The 26,082-nt window shown below is 54.1% G+C and carries 21 protein-coding genes and 1 tRNA gene; 13 read left to right on the top strand and 9 right to left on the bottom strand.

From position 1 onward, the window contains the following. Positions 1-93: 93 nt before the first annotated feature. The 4 genes from FOA19_RS16045 to FOA19_RS16030 are packed head-to-tail and all read left to right on the top strand — an operon-like array spanning position 94 to position 5,739. The gene (locus FOA19_RS16045; RefSeq protein ID WP_149091784.1) at positions 94-2,793 is read left to right on the top strand and encodes a D-alanine--D-alanine ligase family protein; all 2,700 of its coding nucleotides are present in this window, start codon (positions 94-96) and stop codon (positions 2,791-2,793) included. Positions 2,794-2,796: 3 nt separating this feature from the next. Continuing rightward, positions 2,797-3,591 (top strand): PASTA domain-containing protein, encoded by a 795-nt coding sequence (locus FOA19_RS16040; RefSeq protein WP_149091783.1) that lies wholly within the window; start codon positions 2,797-2,799, stop codon positions 3,589-3,591. Positions 3,592-3,601: 10 nt separating this feature from the next. Beyond that, positions 3,602-5,437, top strand: coding sequence for a T9SS type A sorting domain-containing protein (locus tag FOA19_RS16035; RefSeq protein WP_149091782.1), 1,836 nt, complete (start codon positions 3,602-3,604; stop codon positions 5,435-5,437). After that, on the top strand, positions 5,434-5,739 hold the full coding sequence (locus FOA19_RS16030; RefSeq protein ID WP_149091781.1) for a rhodanese-like domain-containing protein: 306 nt from the start codon (positions 5,434-5,436) through the stop codon (positions 5,737-5,739). The genes FOA19_RS16035 and FOA19_RS16030 overlap by 4 nt, the downstream gene beginning before the upstream one ends. Positions 5,740-6,248: 509 nt before the next feature. Here FOA19_RS16030 and FOA19_RS16025 read toward each other — a convergent pair. Further along, positions 6,249-7,373 (bottom strand): site-2 protease family protein, encoded by a 1,125-nt coding sequence (locus FOA19_RS16025; RefSeq protein WP_149091780.1) that lies wholly within the window; start codon positions 7,371-7,373, stop codon positions 6,249-6,251. Further along, entirely contained in the window at positions 7,363-8,007 is a 645-nt protein-coding gene (locus tag FOA19_RS16020) for an HAD family hydrolase (RefSeq protein ID WP_149091779.1), read from the bottom strand. The genes FOA19_RS16025 and FOA19_RS16020 overlap by 11 nt, the downstream gene beginning before the upstream one ends. A gap of 74 nt (positions 8,008-8,081) precedes the next feature. Between FOA19_RS16020 and FOA19_RS16015 the strand changes: the two genes are divergently transcribed. Together FOA19_RS16015 and FOA19_RS16010 are read left to right on the top strand one after the other, a co-directional pair. Beyond that, positions 8,082-8,155, top strand: a tRNA-Ile gene (locus tag FOA19_RS16015). Positions 8,156-9,273: 1,118 nt separating this feature from the next. After that, a complete protein-coding gene (locus FOA19_RS16010; RefSeq protein ID WP_149091778.1) occupies positions 9,274-9,849 on the top strand; it encodes a hypothetical protein in 576 nt (191 codons plus the stop codon). Between the two features lie 559 nt (positions 9,850-10,408). Here the strand turns inward: FOA19_RS16010 and FOA19_RS16005 are convergent. From FOA19_RS16005 to FOA19_RS15995, 3 genes are all read right to left on the bottom strand, one after another. After that, positions 10,409-13,069, bottom strand: a complete 2,661-nt coding sequence (locus FOA19_RS16005; RefSeq protein ID WP_190300430.1) for a T9SS type A sorting domain-containing protein — start codon at positions 13,067-13,069, stop codon at positions 10,409-10,411. A 994-nt stretch (positions 13,070-14,063) separates the two neighbouring features. Then, positions 14,064-14,903, bottom strand: a complete 840-nt coding sequence (locus FOA19_RS16000) for an alpha/beta fold hydrolase (protein WP_149091776.1) — start codon at positions 14,901-14,903, stop codon at positions 14,064-14,066. A gap of 348 nt (positions 14,904-15,251) precedes the next feature. After that, entirely contained in the window at positions 15,252-15,485 is a 234-nt protein-coding gene (locus tag FOA19_RS15995) for a sensor histidine kinase (protein WP_190300429.1), read from the bottom strand. Between the two features lie 669 nt (positions 15,486-16,154). On the opposite strand from FOA19_RS15995, the gene FOA19_RS15990 reads away from it, so the two are divergent. From FOA19_RS15990 to FOA19_RS15970, 5 genes are all read left to right on the top strand, one after another. Further along, a complete protein-coding gene (locus FOA19_RS15990) occupies positions 16,155-17,312 on the top strand; it encodes an alpha/beta hydrolase (RefSeq protein WP_223808930.1) in 1,158 nt (385 codons plus the stop codon). Between the two features lie 146 nt (positions 17,313-17,458). After that, positions 17,459-18,466 carry an SDR family oxidoreductase gene (locus tag FOA19_RS15985; RefSeq protein ID WP_149091774.1) on the top strand — a complete coding sequence of 336 codons (1,008 nt, stop codon included), beginning with the start codon at positions 17,459-17,461 and terminating at the stop codon, positions 18,464-18,466. Between the two features lie 227 nt (positions 18,467-18,693). Further along, positions 18,694-19,230, top strand: coding sequence for a pyridoxamine 5'-phosphate oxidase family protein (locus tag FOA19_RS15980; protein ID WP_149091773.1), 537 nt, complete (start codon positions 18,694-18,696; stop codon positions 19,228-19,230). Next, a complete protein-coding gene (locus FOA19_RS15975; RefSeq protein WP_223808929.1) occupies positions 19,227-19,496 on the top strand; it encodes a hypothetical protein in 270 nt (89 codons plus the stop codon). Before FOA19_RS15980 ends, FOA19_RS15975 begins: the two co-directional genes overlap by 4 nt. 48 nt (positions 19,497-19,544) lie before the next feature. Next, on the top strand, positions 19,545-20,096 hold the full coding sequence (locus FOA19_RS15970; RefSeq protein WP_149091772.1) for a hypothetical protein: 552 nt from the start codon (positions 19,545-19,547) through the stop codon (positions 20,094-20,096). Positions 20,097-20,207: 111 nt separating this feature from the next. Here the strand turns inward: FOA19_RS15970 and FOA19_RS15965 are convergent, their stop codons facing one another. Beyond that, entirely contained in the window at positions 20,208-20,582 is a 375-nt protein-coding gene (locus tag FOA19_RS15965; RefSeq protein ID WP_149091771.1) for a DUF3140 domain-containing protein, read from the bottom strand. A gap of 262 nt (positions 20,583-20,844) precedes the next feature. On the opposite strand from FOA19_RS15965, the gene FOA19_RS15960 reads away from it, so the two are divergent. Continuing rightward, a complete protein-coding gene (locus tag FOA19_RS15960) occupies positions 20,845-21,375 on the top strand; it encodes a DUF5872 domain-containing protein (protein ID WP_149091770.1) in 531 nt (176 codons plus the stop codon). Positions 21,376-21,740: 365 nt separating this feature from the next. Here FOA19_RS15960 and FOA19_RS15955 read toward each other — a convergent pair whose 3' ends face one another. The 3 genes from FOA19_RS15955 to FOA19_RS15945 form a co-directional block, all read right to left on the bottom strand. Beyond that, positions 21,741-22,826 carry an AI-2E family transporter gene (locus FOA19_RS15955; protein WP_149091769.1) on the bottom strand — a complete coding sequence of 362 codons (1,086 nt, stop codon included), beginning with the start codon at positions 22,824-22,826 and terminating at the stop codon, positions 21,741-21,743. A gap of 179 nt (positions 22,827-23,005) precedes the next feature. Then, a complete protein-coding gene (locus tag FOA19_RS15950; protein WP_149091768.1) occupies positions 23,006-23,899 on the bottom strand; it encodes a cyanophycinase in 894 nt (297 codons plus the stop codon). Positions 23,900-23,994: 95 nt separating this feature from the next. Beyond that, a complete protein-coding gene (locus FOA19_RS15945; RefSeq protein ID WP_149091767.1) occupies positions 23,995-24,189 on the bottom strand; it encodes a protein-L-isoaspartate O-methyltransferase family protein in 195 nt (64 codons plus the stop codon). Positions 24,190-24,715: 526 nt separating this feature from the next. On the opposite strand from FOA19_RS15945, the gene FOA19_RS15940 reads away from it, so the two are divergent. Further along, a complete protein-coding gene (locus tag FOA19_RS15940) occupies positions 24,716-25,873 on the top strand; it encodes a zinc-dependent alcohol dehydrogenase (RefSeq protein WP_149091766.1) in 1,158 nt (385 codons plus the stop codon). Positions 25,874-26,082: the final 209 nt, after the last annotated feature.

Genomic DNA, 26,082 nt, shown 5'->3' with positions numbered 1-26,082 from the left:
GAGCAGTTGCCCCATTGCGTATGTGAAGGCTTGCGTGAGATGGAAAGCGCTGGCACTAGGAACGAAAGAGCAAAAACCAGTATCTTTGCCCTAATGAAAATTGGAATCATCTTTGGTGGACCGTCCCGGGAGCGCGAAATCTCTTTCGCCGGTGGCCGCACCGTCTTCGATAACTTAGATAAATCCCTGTTTGAGGCCGTGCCGGTATTCGCCGACAGCCTGGGGAACTTCATTCTGCTGGACTGGCACTTCATCTACAAAGGAACCATCCGCGATTTCTACCCGCCGGTAGACGTGTTGCCTTCCACGGAGCATGGCCTGCAGATGTACCTGGAGAGCTTGGGCAACCTGAGCGAGGAGGAACTGAATGACATCGCGTCACGCGTGGGAAAACGGATTCACCCGCACCAGTTCAAGGAGCTTTTTGACTTCGCATTCCTGACCCTGCACGGGCCGTACGGCGAGGATGGCAGCATCCAGGGCTTGCTGGAGTGGTACGGCATTCCGTATTCCGGCTCGGGCATTCTGCCGTCGGCCATTGGCATTGACAAGATCGCGCAAAAGGCTTTGTTGCAGCAGCATGGGTTCGCTACGCCAGACTACCGCATCCTGAGTTTGCAGGAATGGCATTCCACCCAGGACCGCGCTGCTTTATTGGACAGCCTGGTGGCTGATCTTGGTCTGCCATTGGTGTTGAAGGCGCCGCACCAGGGGTCTTCCATTGGCGTGTCCATCATCAAAGAGAAAAACCTGCAGCTGTTTGAAGAAGCAGTGGCCCGCAGCCTGTTCTCGCTCACCATCCGCAAGGAGGAGTGGACGGGCAAGAGCGCCGCACAGCAACTGCACTTCATCAAAACCCTGACCGATATCCGCGAGGGCATCGGCTTGCCGGTGCAGACCCAGGACGGAAAACTGGTGTATGCCCCCGAGGAACTGTTGAGCCTGCTTTCGGTTACTTTCACCCAAAACGGCCCCGAAACGCTCACCCTCACCAATGTGGAGAGCGAGACGCAGGTGCTCATTGAAGCCTTCATCAATGGTCGTGAATTCTCTTGCATTGTGGTGCAGGACCAGGCCAGTCACCCCATCGCGTTGCCACCCACCGAGATCAGAAAAGGCGGCGAGGTCTTTGACTACCGCTCTAAATATTTGCCGGGCCTCAGCCGCAAGATCACGCCCATTGATTTGCCCACCGAGCAGATCCAGGAAATACGGCAGCAGTGCGAACGCCTGTACACCAGTCTGGGCTTCAACGTGTACGCGCGTCTGGACGGCTTCATCACCGAGGCTGGCGAGATTTTCCTAAATGACCCCAACACCACCTCGGGTATGTTGCCGTCATCGTTCTTCTTCCACCAGGCCGCCGAGATCGGGTTGAACCCTTCTCAGTTCCTGACCTACATCATTCGGACCTCTTTGTCTGAGCGGGTGAAAAGCGGGAAGAACACGGCGTACTTGACTGGCTTGCTGAAGAAATTAGACACGGCCATGGCCGATGAGCGCGCGCACCGCCTGGACAAACTGCGGGTAGGCGTGATCATGGGCGGATACTCTTCTGAGCGCCACATCTCCGTAGAAAGCGGCCGTAACATCTATGAGAAGCTGTCTTCGTCTACCAAATACGAGCCGATTCCTATTTTCCTGACCGGCAACGAGGAGTCGCACCAATTGTACCAGATTCCCATCAACATCATGTTGAAGGACAACGCCGACGACATTAAGGAGAAAATTGAAGCCTCTGAGGCAGGCGTGCCTACGCACCCGGTGCTGGCGCAAATCAAAGAAGCGGCCTCGGGCATCACGCGCCTTTACGCCGGCAACTCGCTGCAGAAACCGCAGCGCTTGACATTTGAGCAGTTGCAGGGCTTGGTAGACGCGGTGTTCATTGCCTTGCACGGCAGACCCGGCGAAGACGGCGAACTGCAGACCCAGCTGGAGAAATTCCACATCCCGTACAACGGATCGGGCATCCAGTCGTCGCAGGTGACCATCAACAAGTTTGAGACGAACAAGATTCTGCGCCAGAACGGCGTGCCGGTGGCCGACCACATGCTGGCCTTCAAGAAGGATTATCAGGAAAACCCCGAGGCGTTTTTTGCCCAGATTGAGCAAAACTTCCGCTATCCGTTTATCGCCAAGCCCGCCGATGACGGCTGCTCCTCGGCGGTGAAGAAGATCAAGTCCCGTGAGGAACTGGAAGCCTTTGCCGAGCTCATTTTCAGAAATCAAATCGAAATCCCGGAAACTCCGGCACGCGTGCTTAAGCTGAGCTTCAAGGAAGAGGTGCCGTTGAAAGGCTATTTCCTTATTGAGAACCTCATCTCCCGCGAGGGCGCGAAGCATTTCCTGGAGATCACCGGCGGTCTGCTCACCAGCTACGGCCCTAACGGCCGCACCGAGTACGAAATATTTGAGGCTTCTGAAGCGTTGGCCGAAGGAGAGGTGCTGAGTCTGGAAGAGAAGTTTCTGGCTGGCGAGGGGCAGAACATTACCCCGGCCCGGTATGCCCGCAACCCGCAGGAGCGCCAGCGCATCTCAGACCAGGTGAAGCAGGACCTGAAGCGCGTGGCCGAGATCCTGCGCATTGAAGGCTACGCCCGGATAGACGCCTTTGTGCGGGTGCACCCCGATGACAGCGTGGAGACCATCATCATTGAGGTGAACTCGCTGCCCGGCATGACCCCGGCCACGTGTATCTTCCACCAGACCGCCATCAACGGGTACAAGCCTTATGATTTCATTGACCGCATCCTGCAGTTTGGCATGGAGCGCACCAAAAAAGTTATTTCTTAATTCATGAGTGGTTTTCTCAAGGCCCAGTCTCTGGGCGATGTGTTCAAACACCTGTTTATCATGGCGGCCATTGTGTTGCTGCTGTTGTTCCTGTTCTTCTTTGTGTACTTGCCCAGCACCACCAACCACGGTGAAACCATCTCGGTACCCAACCTGGCGGGCATGAGCGTGGAAGAGTTGGAAGATTTCCTCGCCGACAAAGACCTGCGCTTCTACGTGAGCGACTCTACCTATGAGCAGGGCAAGCAGCCGTTTACCGTCATCACCCAGGAGCCGAAGGCAGGGGAGAAGGTAAAAGAAGGCCGTAAGATCTACGTGAGCATCAACATGAAAAACCCGCCACTCATCAAGATGCCGAAGCTGATTGAGGGATCGGTGAAGAACGCCGAGATGATCCTGAAAAGCTATGACCTGAATCTGGGCGACATCAAGTACGTGCCGGATCTGGCCGAGAACTCCATCCTGCGCCAGTTTGTGAACGGCCGCGAGATCAAGCCCGGTGAGCCGGTGGCCAAAGGATCGCGCATTGACCTGGAAGTGGGCAACGGTTTGGGCAACACCGAACTGGAAGTGCCGCTGCTGGTGGGCATGCCCGTAGACGAGGCCACCATGCTGGTAACCGGACAAGGTTTACAGATTGGGTCCGTTATCTACATGGAAGGGCCCAACGGAGAGTCCAACGGAACCGTATTGAAGCAAAGGCCCACGACCACTGACAGCGTGAAAACGATGATCCGGACGGGGCAATTCATAGACATCTGGGTGGCCGGTCCGCAACCGGTAACGCCAATCCAATAAAAATTCCTCTATGCGCAAGGGACTGACCATCTTTCTGATTTTAATCTTAGGGGGATGGACAGCCCGCGCACAGGTGCTGACCCCGCTCACCTCACTGCCCCGTTTAGGAGCAGATTTCGGGAAAACGGCCCTGAAACCCGGTAACACCCCGCAGCCGCTGGCCTCCGGCGATACCCTGGCCCTTCCTTTTTTTGACGATTTCGCCAAGGGCGAAGGCGCTCCTGATCCTGCGCTTTGGACCTCCAGAGGCGGCGTTTCCGTGACCAACCGCTACGCAGCCAATCCTCCCTCTATCTTCGCGGCTTCCTTTGACGGTTTACAGGCCGACGGGCAGCCCTACGGCGTAAGCACCAGCATCGGTCCCACGGATACGCTTACTTCCAAACCCTTCAACCTGGGCGGTCTGCAGTCCCAGGACTCCATCTACCTCAGCTTCTACTGGCAGTCCGGCGGCTTGCTGGATGCTCCTGATTTCTCCAGCTCCAACCTATTCTTTCTGCAACTGGAGTTCAAAGACGCCAACGGCGCCTGGAACCCCGTCTGGACCCAAAAGGGAAACGGCCGCTCCACTGATTTTGCCCCGGTCATGCTGACCCTGAAAGAGAGCCGTTACCTCTACAATGGTTTCCAGTTCCGGTGGGTGAGCAGCGGGCGGCAGAGCGGCCTTAGGGATGTTTGGCACGTGGATTATGTGTATCTGGACCGTAACCGCCGCATGGGCCAACTGCAGACCTTTGACGTAGCCCTCACCCAGCGGCTGCCTTCGTTGCTACAGCGGTACACTTCCATGCCCATCTGGCAATTCTTGGAGAACCCCGCTGCCGAGACCCGAGCCCAGGTGGGGTCTGAGATGGGGAACCTCAGCAACGTGCCCGCGGCCATCAGTTGGCGCGCCTCGGTACGGAACCTGACCACCGGGGTGGTGGATACTTTCCTGCGCGGCAGTGCGCCCGTCAACGCTGGTACCAGAACCCCCATTACGGCGGCGCCCTCCAGTGCTTTCCTGGGAAGCCAAAGCCAGCCTTATTCTTTGGAGACCTTGCTTTTCCTGAACACCAAAGAACCTAACTTCTACACCCGCTACAACGACACCCTTCGGCGCCAGACCGATCTTCAGGATTACTATGCCTATGACGATGGTTCCGCGGAGACCGGTTTCAGCTATCCTTCTGGCTCGGCGGTGCAGCTGGCCTACCAGTTTGACCTGAACAAAACCGATCGCCTCAAATCTGTCAGAATCTACTTTACCGGTACCAACACCCCGGGCACGGAGCTTTTCCTGCGCATCTGGAACGATAATAATGGTCTGCCTGGGACTCAGCCGGTGTACGAACAACGCTTCGTGCTGCCGGCCGCCGCTGACTTGAACAACTGGCTGGATATCACTTTGGAGCGGCAGATAGAAGTGCAGGGTCGTTTCTACGTGGGCTACCGACAACCCTCGGGCGGGGTTTTTGTGAACATCGGCTTTGACCTGAACGAGAACGCTGACGGAAAGCTGTTTGCCATGAACGGAGCTACTGCCTGGGGACCGGTGGCGAACCTGGGCGGTGCCCTGCTCCTCAGGCCGGTCATGGCCGGTACCTTGACCTCCGCCGGGGATGATCTCGCCACGGCCGAATCGCTGCTGTACCCTAATCCTACCACCTCGGGAGAGTTCTACCTCAGCCAGGCCTTTGACCAACTAGAGCTTTATACGCTCACGGGTCAGTTGCTGAAAACCTGGTCTAAAGGCCAGGCAAGGCAGCGTCTGACATTGCCCGCTGGGCTGGCCACGGGAATTTATCTTGTAAAAGCCCGAAAAGGTGACCAATTTAGAACCGCTAAACTAATCCTTCAAAAATGATTACTTCTGATATCACCGCCGCCGAGCTGAAACAACGCCTGGCCAACAACGAAACGCCCATCCTGATTGACGTGCGCGAGCCTTGGGAGTTTGAGGAGCAAAGCATTGCGGGCGCCAAGTTGATTCCCCTGGGATCATTGCCAGAACGCATGCATGAACTGGAAGACTACAAAGACCAGGAAGTACTGGTCCACTGCCGCTCCGGCAAGCGTTCTGCCACCGCCCAGGCCCTCATGCAGCAGCAAGGTTTCACCAACGTGCGCAACGTGGTAGGCGGCATGCTGGCCTATAACGAAGCATAGAATATCTCTTAAAGCTAGAAAACCCGTTTTGGGACTGCTTTTCAAAAAACAGCCCCAAAACGGGTTTTCTTTTTACGGCCTAGAATTACTGGGTTAAGAATTAATATCCAAATGAGCTTGGCGCTAGTTCACTCACCTAAAAACCTGGTTCAAGTTTTCAACTTGGACCCAACATGCACGGAAGTTTGCAACTTCCGTGAGGCAAAGCCTCAAATGGGCTTTTCAGTTGCTTCAAACAGCAATCTAGACGCTTGAAAAACCCACCCCTACTCCTCCAAGGAGGGGAATCTACATTACTACCGCAGTTATGGTTGTTGGAGTTGAAACTGCAGTGGCAAGCGCAAGGGCAACCACAAGGGATTGCCCCTACAAAGGATAGGGCCAGAACTACGGCCAAACAATAAGTGGGAGCAGCACTATCTGGAGCGTATTAATTCCCCTCCTCGGAGGGGTAGGGGTGGGTTCCATTTTAGGGCTGCTTTCCAGAAAACAGCCCCAAAACAAAATGCCTAATCAATGATGAATGGGGCCGGGCTGAAGCAGAGGACAAACACGACCAATGCGAACCAACCCAGCATGATCCTTCCCTTACTCAACGGTTCTTCATTAGGACTGGGTGGATGGAACACGCCCAATGCCCTGGACAGCACCAACCCGAAGACAAGCCAGCCATTGTAGCCCTGCACCTCGGGCCAAAGCGCCTGAACGGCCAATTGACCGCTGAGGACCCCGGCGGCTACGAGCAACCCTCGGCGGGAATCAGGAAAGAGGGGCTGAAACACAATGATCAGGTACAGCGCGTAACCGCCCCATTTCCACCAGTCCTCCTCCAGGTTTATCTGCAACGAAAAAAGCCCCAGCCCGGCGTAAAACACGAATAGGGTGAAGAGGATAGGCGACAACCGATTGAAGCGCTCGTAGCCCATCATCCCGTAGAGAATGTGCCCCCCATCCAGCTGGCCGATGGGTAACAGGTTCAGGGCGGTGAAAAACAGGGATAGGAACCCTGCGAACAGAATGGGGTAGTGCATGATCTCGTAGCGGCTGGGCAGCAAGGCAGGATCAGCCACGAACTCCTCAAAAAGCCAAAACAGCACACTCTTTCCTATGGCTAGGTCATCGGGCCGGAGATAAGCAAAAGCCTCGTAGTTCTGGCCCCAGGCGCGGTAATCTGGGTGGATGGCGTACAGGTACTCCAAAGAAGGCAGGTGAGTGAACCCATAGCCAAGCAAGGCCAGTGCCACCACAAACCCCGCCAATGGGCCTGCAATGCCTATGTCAAAGAACTCCTTCCGGGAGAAGATGCGCTCTTTGATTTTGATGAAAGCCCCCATGGTCCCGATCCCGAAGGTGACGCCCAGCCAAACGGGGATGTAATAGGGCAGGGTCACCCGCACCCGGTAAAAGCGGGCCGTAAGGTAGTGCCCGAACTCGTGGGCCGTGAGAAAGCCCAGGAACGCCAGGGAAAACACCAAGCCGCCCACTACCTCCTCTCCACTGATGGCCGGGGGCCAGATGAATCCCTCCAGCCCGTAGAAGTAGGACCTGCCATAACGCCATTCCGCCCCGGCAAACGTAGTAGTCGCAAGGGTCAGGAGGAAAAGCAGCGCATGCAGGAGCAGGTTACGCTTCATGCGCGGGCAAGGCCTCCTTCAGGGCTTCGTTTATGGTAAGGGGAGGAGCCAGGTGAAGGGTTTGCAGGCCCACTTGCTTGGCTCCCACAATGTGCTGGATGCTGTCGTCAATGAAGAGGGTCTCTTCGCGTTTCAGGCCGTTTTCCGCTAAAATGTGCTCAAAAACCTCCCCACCAGGCTTCCGCATCCGCACTAGGTGCGAGTAGTAGGCTTTGTCAAACAAGCTGTCCAGGCTGGGAATCCCGAAGTTGTCTTCCACAATCTTGTTAAAGGCCAGCATGTGGATGGCGTTGGTGTTGCTAAGCAGGTACAAATTGTAGTGCTTTTTCAGCTCGCGCAGCAGTTCAATCCGCTCAGCGGGAATATCCAAGAGCAAGCTGTTCCAGGCTTCGTCAATCTGCGCATCAGAGGCGTCAATGAAATACTCGGCCCGCAGCCCTTCCCGGAACTCCTCAGAGGAGATGTCGCCGCGTTCATAGAGGTCAAATAGTTCAGATTGGGCTTTTTGGCTGAAATCCACGTTGGCGCCGGTCTTACCGAAAGCTTTCAGGGCGTCTGTTCCTTTGGCGTAGTCAATGTTGATGATCACACCGCCCAGGTCGAAGATGATATTTTTAATTGAAGAAAAGTCCACGATTAATGAGTGCTTTGTTTTGCGATTTAAAACACAAATTTGTAGAATTGCACTCCCAAATCAAAGATTTGGCCGGGCCTATAGCTCATTCGGTTAGAGCAACTGACTCATAATCAGTAGGTGCTTGGTTCGATTCCAAGTGGGCCCACTTGAAAATCAGCCACTTACAAGTTGAAGCTTGTAGGTGGCTTTTTTGTTTGCACACAATTTCCAAACATTTGGTATCCATTTGCCCTCCTTTTTTCTCTCCTAACGCATTTTTGAGCTTGTAAAAAATTTTCAAACAAAGGACCGGGCTTAACAAATGACCCCATAATTACTTAAAAGGCAGCGTCGTAGAACAGGTAAATATCATCAATTATTGCAGGTTAAGGACATTGCCCAGTCATTTAGTAACCATCAATTCCTGAGATACACTCTTTATCATTTTCAGCTACTCATAACAAAGCTTATAGGCTATCATCTGAATTAGTTACTTCTCTTAAACTTAGCTTTACAGACAGCCTATTTGTAAATAGTTGTATTCAAAAAAACAGAGCAATACAAGAAAAGATTAAGGGAGAATGTCCAGAAAAGGTTTAAGACAGATCTCAGTTTCGCAATAAGGTGTCGACTTAGGTCCTGAGTACGCCAAGCACTTAAACCTACTAGCTCCAGAAAGCCTTAAAAACAATGGGTTTGTTGGGCTGCACGATAAAGGCCTTAAAACACCATCTGGAAAATCAATTTAAGCTTGGTATCACTTGGGGAAATAGGAGGGAGTGCGCATAGACCATATAATCCCTTGTGTCTCTTTTGACCTCACACATCTAGAGCAACAGAAAATCTGCTTTCATAATACAAACCTGCAGCCATTTTGGGATAAAGAGAACAGAAGAAAGAATGACAAAATAGAAGTACCTGTACAGATGTTTCTCCCTTGGGTAACTTCTTGTAAGTCAGCCATAATACATTGCTTTTTTCTTTCTATCCGCTAGTTTATTATGTTAATTATATAATAGAGCAAGGATTCATTTCTAATTAAAAAAATATAACATGAAAAAAGCAATGATTTTCGCAATGGCACTGCTGTGTGGTATCATATCACACCTGCAGGCCCAAACATCGCCTCCCATCGTAGGTACCTGGGAGATGGTCTCCATGAATGGGAAAGATGAAACCGGCGCGTCGATAACCCGGGACGTCAGCGCCGTCAAACAGTACAAGGTCATCACCCCCACCCATTGGATGTATGTGTTAAAGGGAATGATATCGGATACTTTGCGAATGGAAGGAGATCATGGAACCTACACCTTGGAGGGCAATAAGTACGTCGAAAAATTGGTTGGAGACGCCACTACCGCCTTCACGATGAAAGTGGAGGGTGATAAACTCTATCAAGACGGCCACATTTTCCTGCCCGACGGCAAAAAGGTGGAGCTCCATGAGGTCTACAGAAAAGTCAAAGACACCCCCAACACCGACAAGTCACTGGTAGGGACCTGGAATCTCCTCTCCTCCTACCATAAGTTCGAGGGGAAAACTGAGACTGACACGACTGCCCAAGAATTCCAGCTTATCACCCCCACGCACTTCATGTGGGTGGAGAGGAACGGGGGCAAGCCGAGGACCGTGGCTCTGGGCTCCTACACCCTCTCCGTCGGCAGATTCCAGCCTAAGTTCATCGTGGCACCCCATATGATGAATGAGAAGAACAAGGTGGACATAACGGCCAAGGTAGAAGGAAACAAACTCGTGTTGAAAGCCACCATGACCACAGAGGACGGCAAGGCGCACGAGTGGGGCGTGACTTACCAGCGGGCCGACACGAAGCAGGCGAAAACGGTGGCAGGTACCAAATAACCCTACTTCCTATTACTATTGATTCTGGCTCCAGGTTTAACTAGAAGCCTAAGGGTTCGTGTGCTAACCTTATCTCATTACTTCCTCTCAGGTAAGCCCTCTGCTCGGGTTTCATCAACCCCAGCGGTGTCAAAAAAAGTAGTACACTAACAGATGCCCTTTTGAGTACGACAGGGCGATACATAATCGACATTTTACTGCATCACAATAAGCTATAGCTTTTACTGACACAAGCACGTGTATTGAGGTTCCTACAACTAACCCATATCCCCGCCCCTCAAATACGAAAAGCTGTTCCGGCACCCTGCTAGTAAAATTCCCTAATAAACCAGGCAAAAAGGTCTTTCCTCTTGTTCCCAAGAAGTGCCGAGTGTAAGGAATGCAGGGCTAATCCATAGTAGGTCCCTGCCGGGTGAAGAGCGCGCCGCATCAAACTCTAGGTTCTCCTGTGGTTATAAGGGAAGCACAGGGAGAGAGCCCGATAGCCCATCCTCGTCTACAAGCCCTTTACAGGAAAGGGGAGGCACAGACTCCGGCAAGAGCATGCAGAAGAAATTGGTTACCGGATGAGGACCACTTTCCTGTGGATGGATTTGCCGGCCGAGGTGGCCAACCGGACAAAGTAAACACCGGACTTCTGCCCGAAGGCAAGCCACTCTACTGAGTGGGTACCGGCCTCCGCTGGCCCCTCGTACAGGCTTGCCACCTCCCGGCCCCGCTCATCGTACACCCTCAGGCTGATGCGGTCAGCCTTGGTGAGGCTGAACCGCAGGTGCACCTTGTCACCGAAGGGGTTGGGATTCGCCAACAGAGCGCTTACCCCATTCTCAGGGCCCTGGGCCACTGGGCTTTCCTGAATCGAGGAGGTCATATGAATGGGGGCTTGGCTAGGAATAGGCCCGCCTACCTTCACAATCCAGAAGTCAGCCAGCCCCCTGCCGGGCTGGGTATGGTCCCCGCCGGTGCCGGAGGAGGAAATCCCCCCGAGCAAAAGGCCGCCGTCACCTGCTATGACGATGGACTGCAGCCCGTCGGCGGCGGCGCCCCCGAAGCGTTTGTCCCACTGCTTGTCACCGGTGCCCGAGACCTGGACAACCCAGTAGTCAGTTGACCCTTGGCTGGCCTGCCTCCGGTCGCCGCCCACGCCCGAGGCGGAGGAGCCGCCCAGCAGCAGGTTGCCTTCCGGGGTCTCCAGCACGGAGGTCAGTTCTTCGTCAGATGAACCACCGAAGCGGCGGTTCCAGAGCTTGGCCCCGGCGCTGTTTATTCTAACGACCCAGAGATCCTGGCCCCCGCGGCTCACCTCGGACTTGTCGCCGCCCGCCCCGGAGAGGGAACTGCCGCCGAGCAGGAAGCCGCCGTCTGAGGTGAGGGTGACGGTTCTCAGTCGGTCCTCGGCCGCGCCCCCGAACCGCCGGTCCCAGAGCTGGGCGCCGGTGCCTGAGATCCTCACGACCCAGAAGTCACTGAGCCCCCTGCTCGCCTCCGCCTTGTCCCCACTCATGCCAGACATGGATTGCCCGCCCAGCAGGAAGCCCCCGTCTGGGGTCTGCACCAGGGAGTGGAGTTCGTCTGCCGCGGAGCCCCCGAAGCGTTTGTCCCACTGCTTGGTCCCGTTTGCGCTGATTCTAACGACCCAGTAGTCGGTGAGGCCCCGGCTGGCCTGCCTTTGGTCGCCGCCTATGCCCGAGGCGGAGGAGCCGCCCAGGAGGAAGCCCCCGTCCGAAGCAATGGTGACGGCGCGCAGGTCCTCGTCACCCGCCCCGCCGAAGCGCCGGTTCCAGAGTTTGGTGCCGTCACCCGCGATTTTCACGACCCAGAAATCGGTGCCGCCGCGGCTCACCTCGGACTTGTCCCCGCCCGTGCCCGACCGGGAGCTGCCGCCCAGCAGAAAGCCCCCGTCCGGGGTAGGGGTGATGGTCCTTAGCTCATCGTCGGCGAAGCCCCCGTACCTCTTGTCCCAGAGCTTCACGCCAGTAGCACTCACTTTCACAAGCCAGAAGTCCCTGCCGCCCCGGCTTGCCTCCGTCTTGTCGCCGTTGCCGGTGGAGGAGGAGGTTCCCCCCAGCAGGAAGCCCCCGTCGTCGGCCTTGGCCATGGCATGGAGCCGGTCGTTGCCCGTGCCCCCGTACCGGAAGTCCCACCGGGCGTCAGAGGTTACCGGCGCGCTCACCGTGAGAGCGGCAGAGTGGGTCTGCTCGCAGATGCCGTTCGAGATGGTGAGTTTGGCCGTGTGGGTGCCGGGCGAAGGAAAGGTGAAGGAGACGTTCCCCTTGGTGTGGCTGTCTGCGGTGCCGTCCCCGTCGAAGTCCCAGGCGTAGACCGCACCGGGGGCCACATTGGTGGAGAGGTCCGTGAAGATCGTGGGGGAACCCAAGGCGGCTGGAGAGGCGATGAAAGAGACAACTGGATTCACGCAGTTAGCCGGAAAGGGATCCGGCACTTCCACGGCGGCATAGGAGGAGTTGTACTCGTAGTAGATGTATGGAATGAATTCTAACGAAGGAGTAAGAAATAACCCTGAAAATTCTTTTTGGACATACTCCCAACTGTACACTTTACCATCTGTTCCATAAGCCTGGGAAGTGAAAAGGCCTGCCGCAATAGCCTTTGCCCCCTCAATGCCTTGTACCTTTTTTATGGGAAGCGGGGAATACCAGAAGGTTTGCCTTGTGGGATATTCTGGATGCCTACCTTCTGTTGACCTATGATACCCCCATTCGTACACCATGTTGTCTGCCCCAATCAGGAGAGAGTGCCAATCACCTGCCGCAATGGCTTTGGCTCCCGGGCCCCATACCTTCCTAATTGACTGCAGGTCAACTCCATTGGAAGAATAGAAATAATCTAACTGGGCTCCTCCGTCTTCCCAGGCAAAAACATTTCCTGCTTCATCTAAAGCGAGGGCATGGTAGCCCCCACTGGCTACAGTTTTTATGTTGGACAGGCCTTGTATCTGCACCGGTATATTGTTTCCTTCATAAATCCCTCCCCACTCGTACACGCTCCCGTCTGCCTCCACTGCATAATACCGGTGGTAACCTACCGCAATGGACTTCACGTTGGTAAGCACAGGGACCTCCGCTACATAATACTCCTGGGGGTAATAGGGATGATAGATATACACCGTCCCGTCTGCAGCAAGGACAAGGGTACTGGTGGAGGGCGTGCCTATAGTATACCCGTCAAACTCATAGGTACGGTCCCTTCCTTTCGCCACACTCACTATCTTTTTGCCTATGAGGCTCTGCAATCGTGATACATTAATGGGAGTATAGCGGGGAGAAATAGTACTGCTGTCTGCTGCCTTTTTTTCGTATTCGGGCTTATCCAAAAGGGGCGGGGAGTTTAGGGGCCGAAAAGCGGAAATATCGCCAAAACCAGGTTTTGGGCTTGCCGACGTTGCTGCCTTCAGGTTGGGGGCAACCATTGCCAGCAAAACAAGAGAGACCAATAAGTAGGGCCATCTTAAATAAAATTTCCCTGGATTCCATCTGAGGAGTGAGGGAGGTTTATGGACAAGAATAGTATAATGTTGGTACATGGTTTTATCGTTAAAATGTAAGGATCTGGTTCAACCTGTAATCTTTAATTTAACACTTTAACTGGTTAATTAATAGCAGTTTACCTTGTGTTTTTACCCTGACAGAAAATACCGTATTTTATCCGTTGGCTGACGGCCTAAGAAGGTAGCGGTAAAGGTTTTTCAAGGATGCAACAGAAAGGCGCGCGCATGGCTTGGAGAACAACCCAGCGCAGGGATAGGAGGAGAACCGGAAAGTGATAGCCTAACTTAGGGAAGAAAGAGGCTCTGTTTGGGAGATTATCACCCTGTGTGCTATCTCGCCTAACACGGTTATAAAGGTAAAAAGGAGATTAGTGCGGAAAGTGCAAGAGGTGCAGGCCTCTGATTTGTTCATCGGCAATCAACCCGGCTTTGTGTCCAGCCGTGCATTACCGGAGTAATTGTATCACAGGGTTTCCTTCACGGAGCATTTATCTCAAAGTGATGGCCCTTCCTTCGCGTAAAAACAAACGAATCTTCTGAAATTCGACCTACCCGGTCAGACCCAAATTGGTTCTATCAGGAGAACACACCCGTATATCACAGAGACAAGCCCCCTGTTTCACCCCACTTAGCCAATTCCAGGTTTCACTACAAGTAAATGCCCACTACCATCCTGTGAGGGAGAGGCAGTGGGCATTAAGGGGAACTATGCGGAGGTGATAAAGGAGATCAGGTCTTGGTTCAGCTTCTCTTTGTGGGTGTAGAACAGGCCGTGGGGCGCATCTTCGTACACCAGGTACTGGCTGCCGGGGATCATGGCGGCGGTGCGGTCGCTGCTGGCATTGATGGGTACGGTCTGGTCGGCGTCGCCGTGGATGATCAGGGTCGGTACCCTTATGGCTTGCACGTCAGCCCTGAAGTCGGTCTGGGCGAAGGCTAAGGCGCACTGCTGCGTGGCCCGGGGAGAGGCGACGGAGGCCAGCATGCGGTAGTAGTCCAGCAGGGGAGCGCTGACCGGGTGGTTCATCAGGCTCACCCCGAAGAACTTCTTGCCGAAATCGTCCAGGAACCCGATCCGGTCCTCCTTGAGGCTGACCATGATCTCCTCGAACACGCCCTGGTCCACCCCTTCGGAGTTTTCAGAGGTCTTGGCAAGGAAAGGCGGGACGGCGCTGACCAGCACCAGCTTGGAAACCCGCTCGCTGCCGTACCGGCTCAGGTACCGCACGGCCTCGCCGCCGCCCATGGAAAAGCCCACCAGCACGGCATCGCGCAGGTCCAGCTGCTCCAGGATGTCTCTCAGGTCCTCGGTGAGGGAATCATAGTCGTAGCCCTGCCACGGTTTGGCGGAGTGCCCGAAGCCCCGCCGGTCATAGGCGATGACCCGCAGCCCGGCGCTGACGAGGTCGTCTACCTGGTACTCCCACATCTCTTTGCTTAGGGGCCAGCCGTGGATCAGCACAACGGGGCGCCCCGCGCTGAAGTCAGTGTAGGAGAGCTGTATCTCCTCGCCGGTAGTTGCATCCTGTTTGGTAATGAATTTCATAGAGGTATGGTGTTGATGGTTAGTGATATAGGTAGGTACAGCAATTTCCCAGCTTTTGTTTTCCATGGTCAGGCTTTCAACTCGAAGGTTTTGACAGAATGTTGCATAGGTACCAACTCTCTTATCAAAAGTCCTCTCCAACCTCATCAACAGGTTAGACATAACGTTGGTAGGTTGGTCACGAACCATTGGTGCGGCGGTTCCGGGAGGCGGAGTCCTGGGTGGGTATTTTCTCCAAAGAATAGCCTGATCGGGAGAAGGGACCACAGATGGTCCAGCCGCGAAAGCCGATTCTCACCCGGCTACCTGAGCGTACTTACTTTAGAGGAATCCATCTGATCGAAAGAATTAGCCAATGCCTTTAGGCAGCTTGATGTAGAAGGCGGTGCCTTTGCCCTCCGAGCTCTCGAACGTGATTTTTTCCCCTTGCCACTCCACATTGGTTTTGATGATGGACATGCCCAGGCCCACCGACTGCTCGCCCTTGATACTGGGCCTTCTGGCGCGGGTGAACTTGTCAAAAAGCGTAGGGTGGTACTTCTCGGGGATTCCTACGCCCGTGCCGGCTACTGTTAACAGCACCAAGTTTTCACGCTCCTAAATGGAGACGGTGATTAGGCCTCCGTCGGGGGTGAATTTAATGGCATTGGGGAGGAGGTTGATGACCGCTTGCATGAACTTGGTATGGTACACCTCCAGGTAGACCTTCTCCGGGGAAGCGAGGAAACGGAACTCCTTGCGGTCATCTTCTGGGCCAGACGGTACTCCTCCATGGACTCCCGTATGGCCTGCGCCAGGCCCACCCGGCGCCTGATGAGGCTTGCCTCGGAGGATTCCAGAAACTCTTGCTTGATGAAGTCCTGAATTAGCTGCACGCCCTGAAGGCTGCTCCGCTCAATCATGCCGATGAGTCCTCCTCCATGCCGTCGCGCAAGATCTGGGAGAGGCTATGAATTATGCGCAAAGGGCCGGCCGTGTCGTGAGAGAGGATGTTGAGGATGGCGTTCTTCTTAGCGAAAAAGAAGAAATTCAATTTTCCTTCATTTCTGTAGTAAGACTATATAGCATGTCTCACTGCTTTTACTTTCTTAGGTAATAGGATCTGTTAAACCATATTTTCTGCTAAAGGTTTTTTGCATTGTAATATTTATAGTAAATAAATAAAAATACATAAATATAGGAAACTTAAAACGTGCATGTAGGTAAAATTCGCAATACATATATTTTGTATTTATCAAGGATTTTAAACCTATGAATTTTCAATTTACCAAAGAGAATAATTTCCATCAACTCAAGGAAACTTCCCCCAAAAGAAACTCGCTCAGTGCTACGCTTCGCAAAATTAGCCTATTGGCACTGATGGGGTTGGCGCTCTCTGCCTGCGGTGACGACGATGAGGCAATGACTTCAGGCATCACCCCCAAGGGTCCAAAGCCAGACTGGGGCCCCACCATAAAGCCCGAGATGCTGCGCGTGATTGAGAAGCTTGACTCGCTCACAAACGGCGTTCCCCTGCAGACCCTCTCCCCGCAACAGGCCCGTATGGCCCCCACGCCCACCGATGCGGTGATGGCCGTAATGGACGAGTACAACATCCCCATGCCTGCCTCCATGGTGGACACCATGGGCCACAAGGTGCCGGTGCAGGGAGGCACCATCCACGTGCGCAGTTACCGGCCCAAGAACGCCACTGGCGCGTTACCTGGCATCGTGTATTACCACGGCGGGGGTTGGGTGATCGCTACCATTGACACGTATGACGCCTCAGCCCGTGCGCTGGCCGAGCAGGTGGGGGCCGTGGTGGTTTCCGTTGAGTACCGCAAAGGGCCCGAGTTCAAGTTCCCCACCGCCCACGAGGACTCCTACGCCGCTTACCTGTGGGTGCGGCAGAATGCGGCCATGCTCAACATCAACCCCGCCAAGATCGCCGTGGCCGGGGAGAGCGCCGGGGGTAACCTGGCCTCCGCGGTAAGCATTATGGCCCGCGACAACGGCGTGCCGCTGCCTGTGCACCAACTGCTGGTGTACCCCATCGCCAACAACGACACCAACACCCCTTCCTACCAGCAGTACGCCAACGCCAAACCTCTGAGTAAGCCTCTGATGGAGTGGTTCTTCATGCACTACCTCCGGACGCCCGCCGACGGCAACTCCCCCTGGATCTCCCTGGTGGACGTGGCCAGCGTGAACGGGCTTCCGCCCGCCACCGTGATCAACGCCGAGATAGACCCGCTGCTGAGCGAGGGGCAGCAGTACGCCGCCAAACTAAAGGCAGCCGGCATCAACGTCTCCTCCAAAGTGTATGAAGGCGTGACGCACGAGTTCTTCGGGATGGCCACCGTGGTCCCGGAGGCGAGGGAGGCCCAGAAGATGGCGGCCGACGAGCTGAAGAAAGCGTTCGGGCTATAGACTTTTTTAATTAGTACGATGGAACACTGAGAGGTGGCAGCCTGATAGGTGGGCTTTTCTCAAGGGGATCCTAACAGCAACGATGAGCAGAATCGCCCATCCTCCAATGCAAAACTGAATCTTTATCAGAATACATTTTCACAACAATGGAAGATAAAAACATAGAAAGCCGTCGCAAGGCGATAGGCGGGCTGGGGGCTGGGTTGGCCCTCGCGACAGTCGGGCCGGTCCTTTCCGCTAGTGCATTTCCCTTGGCGGCAGAAGAGGCTCCCTACAAAATGGAGGACCCCACCACCAAATACCCCAAGCCTCCTTTCAAGGGGCAGTCACAGCCCTGGCCGGGATTGGCCAGCCAGATGGACCCGCGCCCTGATCACGGCGAGAAGAGCTATAAAGGGTCGGGGCGCCTGAAAGGACGCAAGGCCCTGATCACCGGCGGGGACTCCGGCATGGGGCGCGCCGCCGCCATCGCCTACGCCCGGGAAGGCGCGGACGTGGCCATCAACTACCTGCCCGCCGAGGAGCCGGACGCCCGGGAGGTCATCGCCCTGATCAAGGCCGAGGGCCGCAAGGCCATCGCCATCCCGGGGGACATACAAACCGAGGCCTTTTGCAAACGACTGGTGGAAGTAGCCGTGAAAGGGCTCGGTGGCTTAGACATCCTGGTCAACAACGCGGCCCTGCAACAGACACAACCTTCCATCCTGGACATAACCTCTGATCAGTTTGACCGGACCATGAAGACCAACGTGTACGCGCCTTTCTGGATCACCAAGGCCGCTTTGCCGCACATGAAGGCGGGGGCCGCGATCATCTGCACTACCTCTGAGCAGGCCTACGACCCGTCTGCCGAGCTGCATGACTACGCCCAGACCAAGGCCGCCAACATGAGCTACGTGAAGTCCCTGGCCAAACAGCTGGGGCCGAAGGGGATCCGGGTGAACGGGGTGGCTCCGGGTCCTATCTGGACACCACTGCAGGTGAGCGGTGGGGCTACCCAGGAGAAACTGAAGAAGTTCGGGGGTGATACCCCGCTGGGCAGGCCTGGGCAGCCAGTGGAGCTGGCCTCCATCTACGTGCAGTTGGCCGCCAGTGACGCCAGCTACGCGACCGGCCAGGTTTACGGCGCGGGCGGCGGAAGCGGGCAGCCGTAAGTTGTACCTGCGTATTCTTTCCAGAGATCGCCATTTTGTGGGGGATCAGACCCTAATAGACAGCCATCCCGATGTTAACCCAACAGGTGCCCCGGGATGGCTCTGGAATACACCTTCGGGTGACATCTGAAAAGGAATCCCATTCCTTTCCATCAAGCGTGCGTTATCTTAGGTAGTCCCTGTTTAGGGAATCGCATCGTACTAACCAATAAGTTCAAAATCGCATCATGGACAGTATCAATCGCCAACAGCCGGAGGAGAACCATCGGGACCTTCAGGGTGCCGAGGCCGGCAAAAAGATTAAGGAGCTCGCCGGCAAGAACAACACCTGCTTTTTCTGCACCCGCATCAGGACAGGGGAACCCATGGCGGTCCGCCCGATGTCCGTGCAGAAAATGGACGACCAGGGAAATTTCTGGTTTCTGAGCGCAGATGACAGCCACAAGAACCATGAGTTGGAGGAGGACAGGCACGTACATCTCCTTTTCCAAGGCTCTGCCCACTCCGATTTCCTGAGCCTCTACGGGTTGGCGACTGTTTTCACTGATAAGGAGTTGATCAAGGAGCTCTGGGAGCCTATCCTCAAGACATGGTTTACAGGAGGAGTGGATGACCCGAGAATAACCGCCATCAAGGTGGAGACAATAGAAGGCTATTATTGGGACAACAAGCACGGTGACGCGGTAGCCCTGTTGAAAATGGTGGCCGGGGCTGCCACTGGCACTACGTTGGATGATTCTATTGAAGGCAACCTTCGGGTGTGAGATGCCTTGATCAGGGAATACCCGGTGCCAACAACCAGGAAAACAAAGGCGTAGAAAAGGTAACTATCAGCGACTCCGTCAGCTGGGTAGAAAGTCACCTAAAGGTAACCGGAGGCGCCAAATACGCAGCTGAATACCATCTGCCAGGGGTTGCTTTCGGTGTTTTGGTGACCAGTACCATTGCCAAGGGGCGCATCAAAGAACTTGACACCGGAGACGCCGAGAAAGCGCCGGGCGTGCTGGCCATCGTTTCGCACCTGAATTAGCCTAAAGTAGCCGGTTACGAAGGGGATGTCAATAACGAAGGTTCGCGGGTGGAAGGACAGGAACTGCGCGTTTTCTACGACGATACCATTGGATATTACCTCATCTCGCGCAGCAAAGACCTGCCCGTGAAGAAAGCGGCCTTGAACGAGGTGAAGATCCCGGCGGTGTACGCCTGTTTCGCGGCCGTTTTTGCCAATTCAATGGGTTTTCAGATGCCCGAGACGCTCACGCCCGTGATGGACGGTGCCAGTTGGGTCCTTTCGGCGCTGGGCATGGTCATGATCGGTTTTGGGCTCACTAAGGTGAACTTCAGGGAGATTGCCTACAAGACCTTCGGGAAGATTATGGAGGTGCGGTACCTGGCCACAGCGGCGTTTCTGGGCTTGCTGCTCTGGGCCAAGATGGGGCTGGTGGGTCAACTGAGACCAGACGAGCAGAAGCTGCTGTTTCTTATCTCGGCGTTTCCCATTGCGGCCAACCTAGTAGTGTTCTCGTCTTTTCTAGATACGGAGGAGGAGAATGCCGCCCTATTGGTGTCCGTATCATCGCTGATTTCGCTGGTGCTGGTACCGGTGGCCTGCGTGCTGTTGTTCAAGTAACGTTTTGGGCCTGTTTTCTGGGAATCAGGCCCAATGCTGCCGAGGCGTCCTTTAGTTGGAGCAGTATTTCTGAGGAATCGCCAGAAGCAGCTTCCCTAAACTTGAGCGAGATCACCGCCTACCCTCTGTTTTTTCCTTCTTATTTGGCTCGTGTCCCCAGTTCTTCAAGGAGTACCGCCATGGGGTATCCTCTATATCACCGGACGGTCGTTGGGCTGTATGCCGGTGCACATAGCCTACCACTTTGCGCATGTGTGCATAGTCGTCGGTTGTCAAGTCTGATTTCTTTTTGTGAAGAATCTGAATGATTTTTCCTCCCGATTCGTGCCCTACAGATTCCCCAGCAGCATCTTCCTTAAACCCTACTTCTTTAGATTCTTCTGTTTTTAACCACTTCTCCAGTTCAGAGGGAGTCATATTCACAACTTCTTTGAAGTCCTGGTAAATCTGTTCTTGCTCTTCCTTATCAAATTCTGTAGCAGCCATGTCATTCTTTTTATAGTCTACAACTGTATACTTGCAATTAGTATAATGGTTAGCTAACTAATTGGTTCTTCATTTCTTATGTAAGTGGTGCTCACTTACTTTACTTGTACTTAAGTAGAGTATTTGGTTTAAGTGAAAGGAGGTAGGTGCGTACTAAGCCAAATGGTGTATGCCTCCTTAGTTTCACCTGTTAAGTCACATATTGTCAAAAACTTATCATCCTTATAATCGTTTTACAAAAGAATTTAAGTTAGGAATAAGTATGACAAAGAGCAGAGACGAAGAGCAGTACACGAAGCCGGAGTTGCGGCAGAAAATAAAAGACGAGCTGATGCAGTCTGACAAAGGAGGCAAAAAAGGACAATGGTCGGCCCGCAAGAGCCAGCTGCTGGTGCAGGAGTACGAAAAGCAGGGCGGTGGCTACAAAGGCAAAAAAGACGAGGCGGCCAAGTCGTTGGAAAAGTGGACCGATGAAGATTGGCAGACCAAGGACGGGCACGCCGATACCCGCCACGACGGCGAGACAAGCCGCTACTTGCCTAAAGAAGTATGGGAAAAGCTGAGCCCGCAGGAGAAAAAGGAGGCCGAGCAAAAGAAGGTGAAGGGCTCCAAGAAAGGGGACCAGCACGTGGCTAATACCCCCGCGGTGAAGCGCGCCAAGGCTGAGGCAGAAAAAGAGCACAAAGCGCCCTCCAAGGCAGACCTGATGAAACAGGCCCAGAAACTTGGGATCAGTGGTCGCAGCAAAATGAACAAGGACGCCTTGCAAAAAGCTATCGAAGCGGCAAAGTAAACTATCCGTTGGCACGGACGCTTTAAAAAAACTACCGGTTACAGAGTGCTATAGCATTTGAGCTGTTGAAATGAAACCCTGAACACCTAGTTCAAAACATTCCAGGTTAGGAGTCTATTTATTCTAATGCTCTTCAAGTTTATGCTTGTTAGTATTCATCAGCAAAAAGGAAGAGAGCTCATACTGGTTAAATATACCTTGGGAATCTTTGAGGCAGACTTTAGCTAGCCATCCAAAGAAGATTAGTGTTCTTCTAGCCACCTGCAATTGGCTTTGCACCTCTACCAAGCCAAAACTCTATGAAGGCTGACCTAAAGAGAAAACTTCAAAAAAGAGAAATCAGGTAACAACCATTGCTCTTTGGCTCAGCCTTTTGAGAACACGTGCTTTATCTTCTCAATCCACTTAGGCTCCTCCACATCATCCTCTAGCAGGAATCCGTATGGGTGCAGCTTGGGGACGTGGTCGCACACGATCCGGATAATGGCGAACAGTGGCTCAAACAGGATCATGCCGGGGATGCCCCAAATCAGCTCACCCAGCACGATGGCGAAGATGGTCATAATAGGGCTGATGTTCAGTTTAGACCCTATCACGATAGGCTCTATGAGGTTGTTGTCAATGACTTGGGCCGCCACGATGACGCAAACCACCGGGATCACCATGCCGGTGGACCCGCTCACAAACGCCATCAGGACAGGGAAAATACCGCCGATGATGGAGCCCACGTACGGAATGATGGTGGGCAGCACCGCGATGAGGCTGATGAGCAACGCATTTTTCACCCCGATGATAGAGAACCCGATCATGTAGCAGATTGCCAGAAACGCCATGGAGATAAGCCTGCCCACCAGGTACTGGGCCGCCACCTTGGTGATCTGTTGAAGGGTTTCACGGGTTACTGGCTTCTCGTCCCCGGAGAAGACCTTTAGGAAAAAAGCCTCGTATTTTTCCCGCTTCCATAGCAGGAAGAAAAGATAAAGGATGATAAGGGCAAAGGAGGTGATGAGGCCCATGGCGCCTTTCACCGCCGTGGTCAGGAACTTGTTCGCCGACTGGGAAAACTTGGAGATCTGCTCCTGCACAAAGGTGATCTGTTCCTGGGGCGCCACGCCGTACTGCTGCTGAATCCATTGCTGCACCTGCCCCAGCGTTTGCTGCAGCTTGCTTTGTATCTGAGGCAAATCCTTGGAGAAACTGGCAGCCTGTAGCGAGATGATCAACAAGATGCCGGCAATGAACAACAGGATGATAAGGATGCAGAGAAGGGTGGCGGGTATGCGGCCCACGCCTTTGTTTTCCAGCCAGCGGCTCACCGGCGTCATAAGCATGGCGAAAATGATGGCAAAGGCCAGCGGAATGAAAAAGACTTTGCCATAGTATAAGGCGATGATGGTCAGTATGCCCAGAAGCAATACTGCATTGGCGCGGTAGATGGAGACATTGTTCATGTATCGTAAATCACGTGATGATAAGGATATATGTTGCCGGTGAATGAAGCCCCTTTCCATTTTCAATGAAGAAACCCTCCTGAACTCTTTCAGGGTCACCCCTGAAGAGAGTACCCATTGGGAATGGGGTCACTGATTTGAGCCTACTTTTTATAAAATAGCCTAAAAGCTGCACAGGCTTACTGCAGCTGAAACCTCATGTAGGAAGGAACCACGTACTCATCTCCATTCCCCAGCATGTGCATCCGCAGCCCCTTGGCCGTGAAAGGCTGTCCGTTCCCGATGTCGTAGATGTTGGTCTCCGTAATGCCCATTCCGTCCACCACCGTCACCAGCCCGCTGCCCACCACCTCCACGTTTCCCCCTTGGGTCACGAAGATGGCCGTGTCCTCCTCCAGCCCTATCCCGATGCACTCGGGGTTGGTGCAGATGGCCTGGGTAAGGCGCACAATGCGGCCCCTTGTCAGGAAATGGGTGTCAATGGCTACGTTCTTGAGGAACTCAAGGCCAGTGGTGACCCGCACGTCGCCCTTGATGTAGCCTCCCTCAGACTCACCCTCGTAGATCATGGGCGTAGACATGGCCGTGGCGCCAGCGCTGGTCCCGGCAATGACCACCTGGGTAAACGCATACTGCTCCTTCATGGCCACCAGCATCTCAGAGCCGCCGAAGATGGCCGTGAGGCGGAGCTGGTCGCCGCCGGTGAACATGATGCCGGCCGCCTTCCTAATCAATTCCACATACTCGGGCTTGTTGGCATCCTGGCGGTTGCGGATATCCGCCACCTGCACATTCTTGGCCCCCAGGCTCTGGAATACATCCAGATAGTCTTGGGCGGTTTCCTCCGGAATGCGGGAAGCCGTCGGGATCACCACCACCAAGGGATTTTCGCCCTTCAGCTCCTCCACGAACCGCTTCAGGATCTGCTCGCTGATGAAGTTGACGTTATGCTCCTTCTCCCTTTCGGGCGTATCTCCTTTGTCCTCCTTTCCGCCGATGATGAGCAGCTTGCCCTGGGGAATCACCCGGGTGGCCTGGGAGTTAGGGATTGTTTCTCTTTTTTCCTTTGCCATTGGTTGTGACGTTTATGGGTTGTCTTATAGGAATCCAGTGTACTGCAACTGAAACTTTAAAAATCCTCCTAGTGAGGAGAATACGGGAAACACGCCTACGTGGTCAGTGCCTCCTCTGCGCCTACTTCCAGTACCGCGTCCTCTAGCGCCAGCTTCAAGGCCTGTGCCATGTAGGCCACGATGTAGGGTTGGTTGATGGTCTGCCCCATGCAGATAGGCAGGACTTTGTCGTTATAGGACTGCCCTTGTATCTCCTCCGGAACGAACAGGGTACGGTCCACCTCCAACATGGTGCAGCACCCTGGGGTCAGAGATGCCCCTGTCTATGAGGTGCCTTTTCATCATTTCCTGCTTGCTCCCATGGCGTAGAAAGTATTTTACCTATGCTACCATGCTTCGTCCGTTTTTGTTGTGGGGAGCTGAGGATTTGTGCAATCAAAAGGGGGTAGGAGTTGCCAGATTTTGTAGAGAACCTGCTTAAAGAGCGTAAAGGAGCCAATATGAAAGCACTTATACTGCTCTCCGTGAGGGAGGCTGTCGTTTTCCGGTCATATTTGTAAAAAGCCCACTAAACCGGGAGTGTGGCTTAATATACTCACAAGCTAAGGATGTCCTATCAGATAAGGAAATCTAATAGTCGCGATGCCTTTCTGTTGTACTCTTGCCACTTTCATCTTTCTTGATTCTTGCCCCTCCAAATCGGCCTAAAGATTAAGAAGCCTTTTTGTGCATGTGAAGACAACTAAAGAGGGGAGGTGCCTGTAAAAGTTATAATCCTTATAAAAAGAGTTGTATATCCTTTTACCCCCATTCTTTATGAAAGCACTCGTGTTTCACAAAATCGGTGATGTAAGCGTTGATTCGGTCCCGGACCCCATCATTGAAGAACCCCGCGACTCCATCATCCGGGTCACCTCCACCGCCATTTGCGGGTCTGACCTCCACATTTATGACGGCTTCGTTCCCCAGATGGAAGACATGGTTTTGGGCCATGAGTTCATGGGGATTGTGGAGGAAGTAGGCAGTGGCGTGACGAACCTCAAGAAGGGAGACCGCGTGGTGGTGCCGTTTCCCATTGCCTGCGGCCACTGCTTTTTCTGCAGCAACAGCTGGCCTACCCAGTGCGAGAACTCCAACAGCAAATATGGACCAGACGGAGGATTCGCAGACCAGAAAGGGGCGGCCCTGTTCGGCTATACAGACCTGTACGGAGGAATCGCCGGCGGGCAGGCGGAGTATGTGCGGGTGCCTTACTCAGACTTTGGGCCGCGCAAGGTTCCCGAGGGCCTCACCGATGAACAAGTGCTGTTCCTGACGGATATCTTCCCCACCGGTTGGGCCGCAGCAGATTGGGGCCGCATTAAAGGTGGCGAGACGGTGGCTATCTTCGGGGCCGGTCCGGTAGGCATCATGGCCGCAAAATCGGCTTGGCTCATGGGCGCGGGAAGGGTCATCAACATCGATATTCAGCCATACCGGCTGGACATGGCTCGCCAATCGGCTAATTCTGAGACCCTGCTGTGGGAGAGCGAGGACCAGGTGGTGGAATACATCCGGAGCATTACCGAAGGGCGCGGGGCCGATGTGTGCATTGATGCCGTAGGCATGGAGGCGGACCGTAACTTCCTGGAGAAAGCCAAAGCGGTCATCAACCTGGAGAAGGGTACGCCCAAGGTGCTGGAGACCTGCCTGCGGGCCGTCAGGAGGGCTGGCGTGGTGAGCGTGGTGGGTGTGTACGGCTCCCCGTTTGATAACTTCCCCATCTACCGCTGGTTTGACAAAGGCGTCACCCTCATGGGGACCCAGGCCCCGGTACAGCATTACATTGACCACCTCATGCAACTGGTGGTGGACGGCAAAGTACGGCTAGACGATATCATCACGCACACCCTGCCGCTGGCGCAAGCCCCGCACGGCTACGATATCTTCAAGAAGAAGGAAGACAACTGCGTGAAGGTCGTTTTGAAGCCTTGATCGTGGGAGGATAAATAGCCGTTTCACGATTCATGAAAGCGTGTCATTTTCTAAAACCAGCCCTAAAACGAACCAATGGTTTGGGGCTGGTTTCTTTTTGCCTTCCCATGTTTCCGCTAAGAAGATTATTATTGATTGGCAAACCATTCAGTCTCCAATGGTCCTCAACAAAAGGATGTAGATTCATTTTAGGGCTGAATACTCAAAAC

Origin of the sequence: Rufibacter hautae (assembly GCF_008271695.1) — a bacterium.
Classification (GTDB): Bacteria; Bacteroidota; Bacteroidia; order Cytophagales; family Hymenobacteraceae; genus Nibribacter; species Nibribacter hautae.
This window is presented reverse-complemented; position numbering and strand designations above follow the sequence as displayed.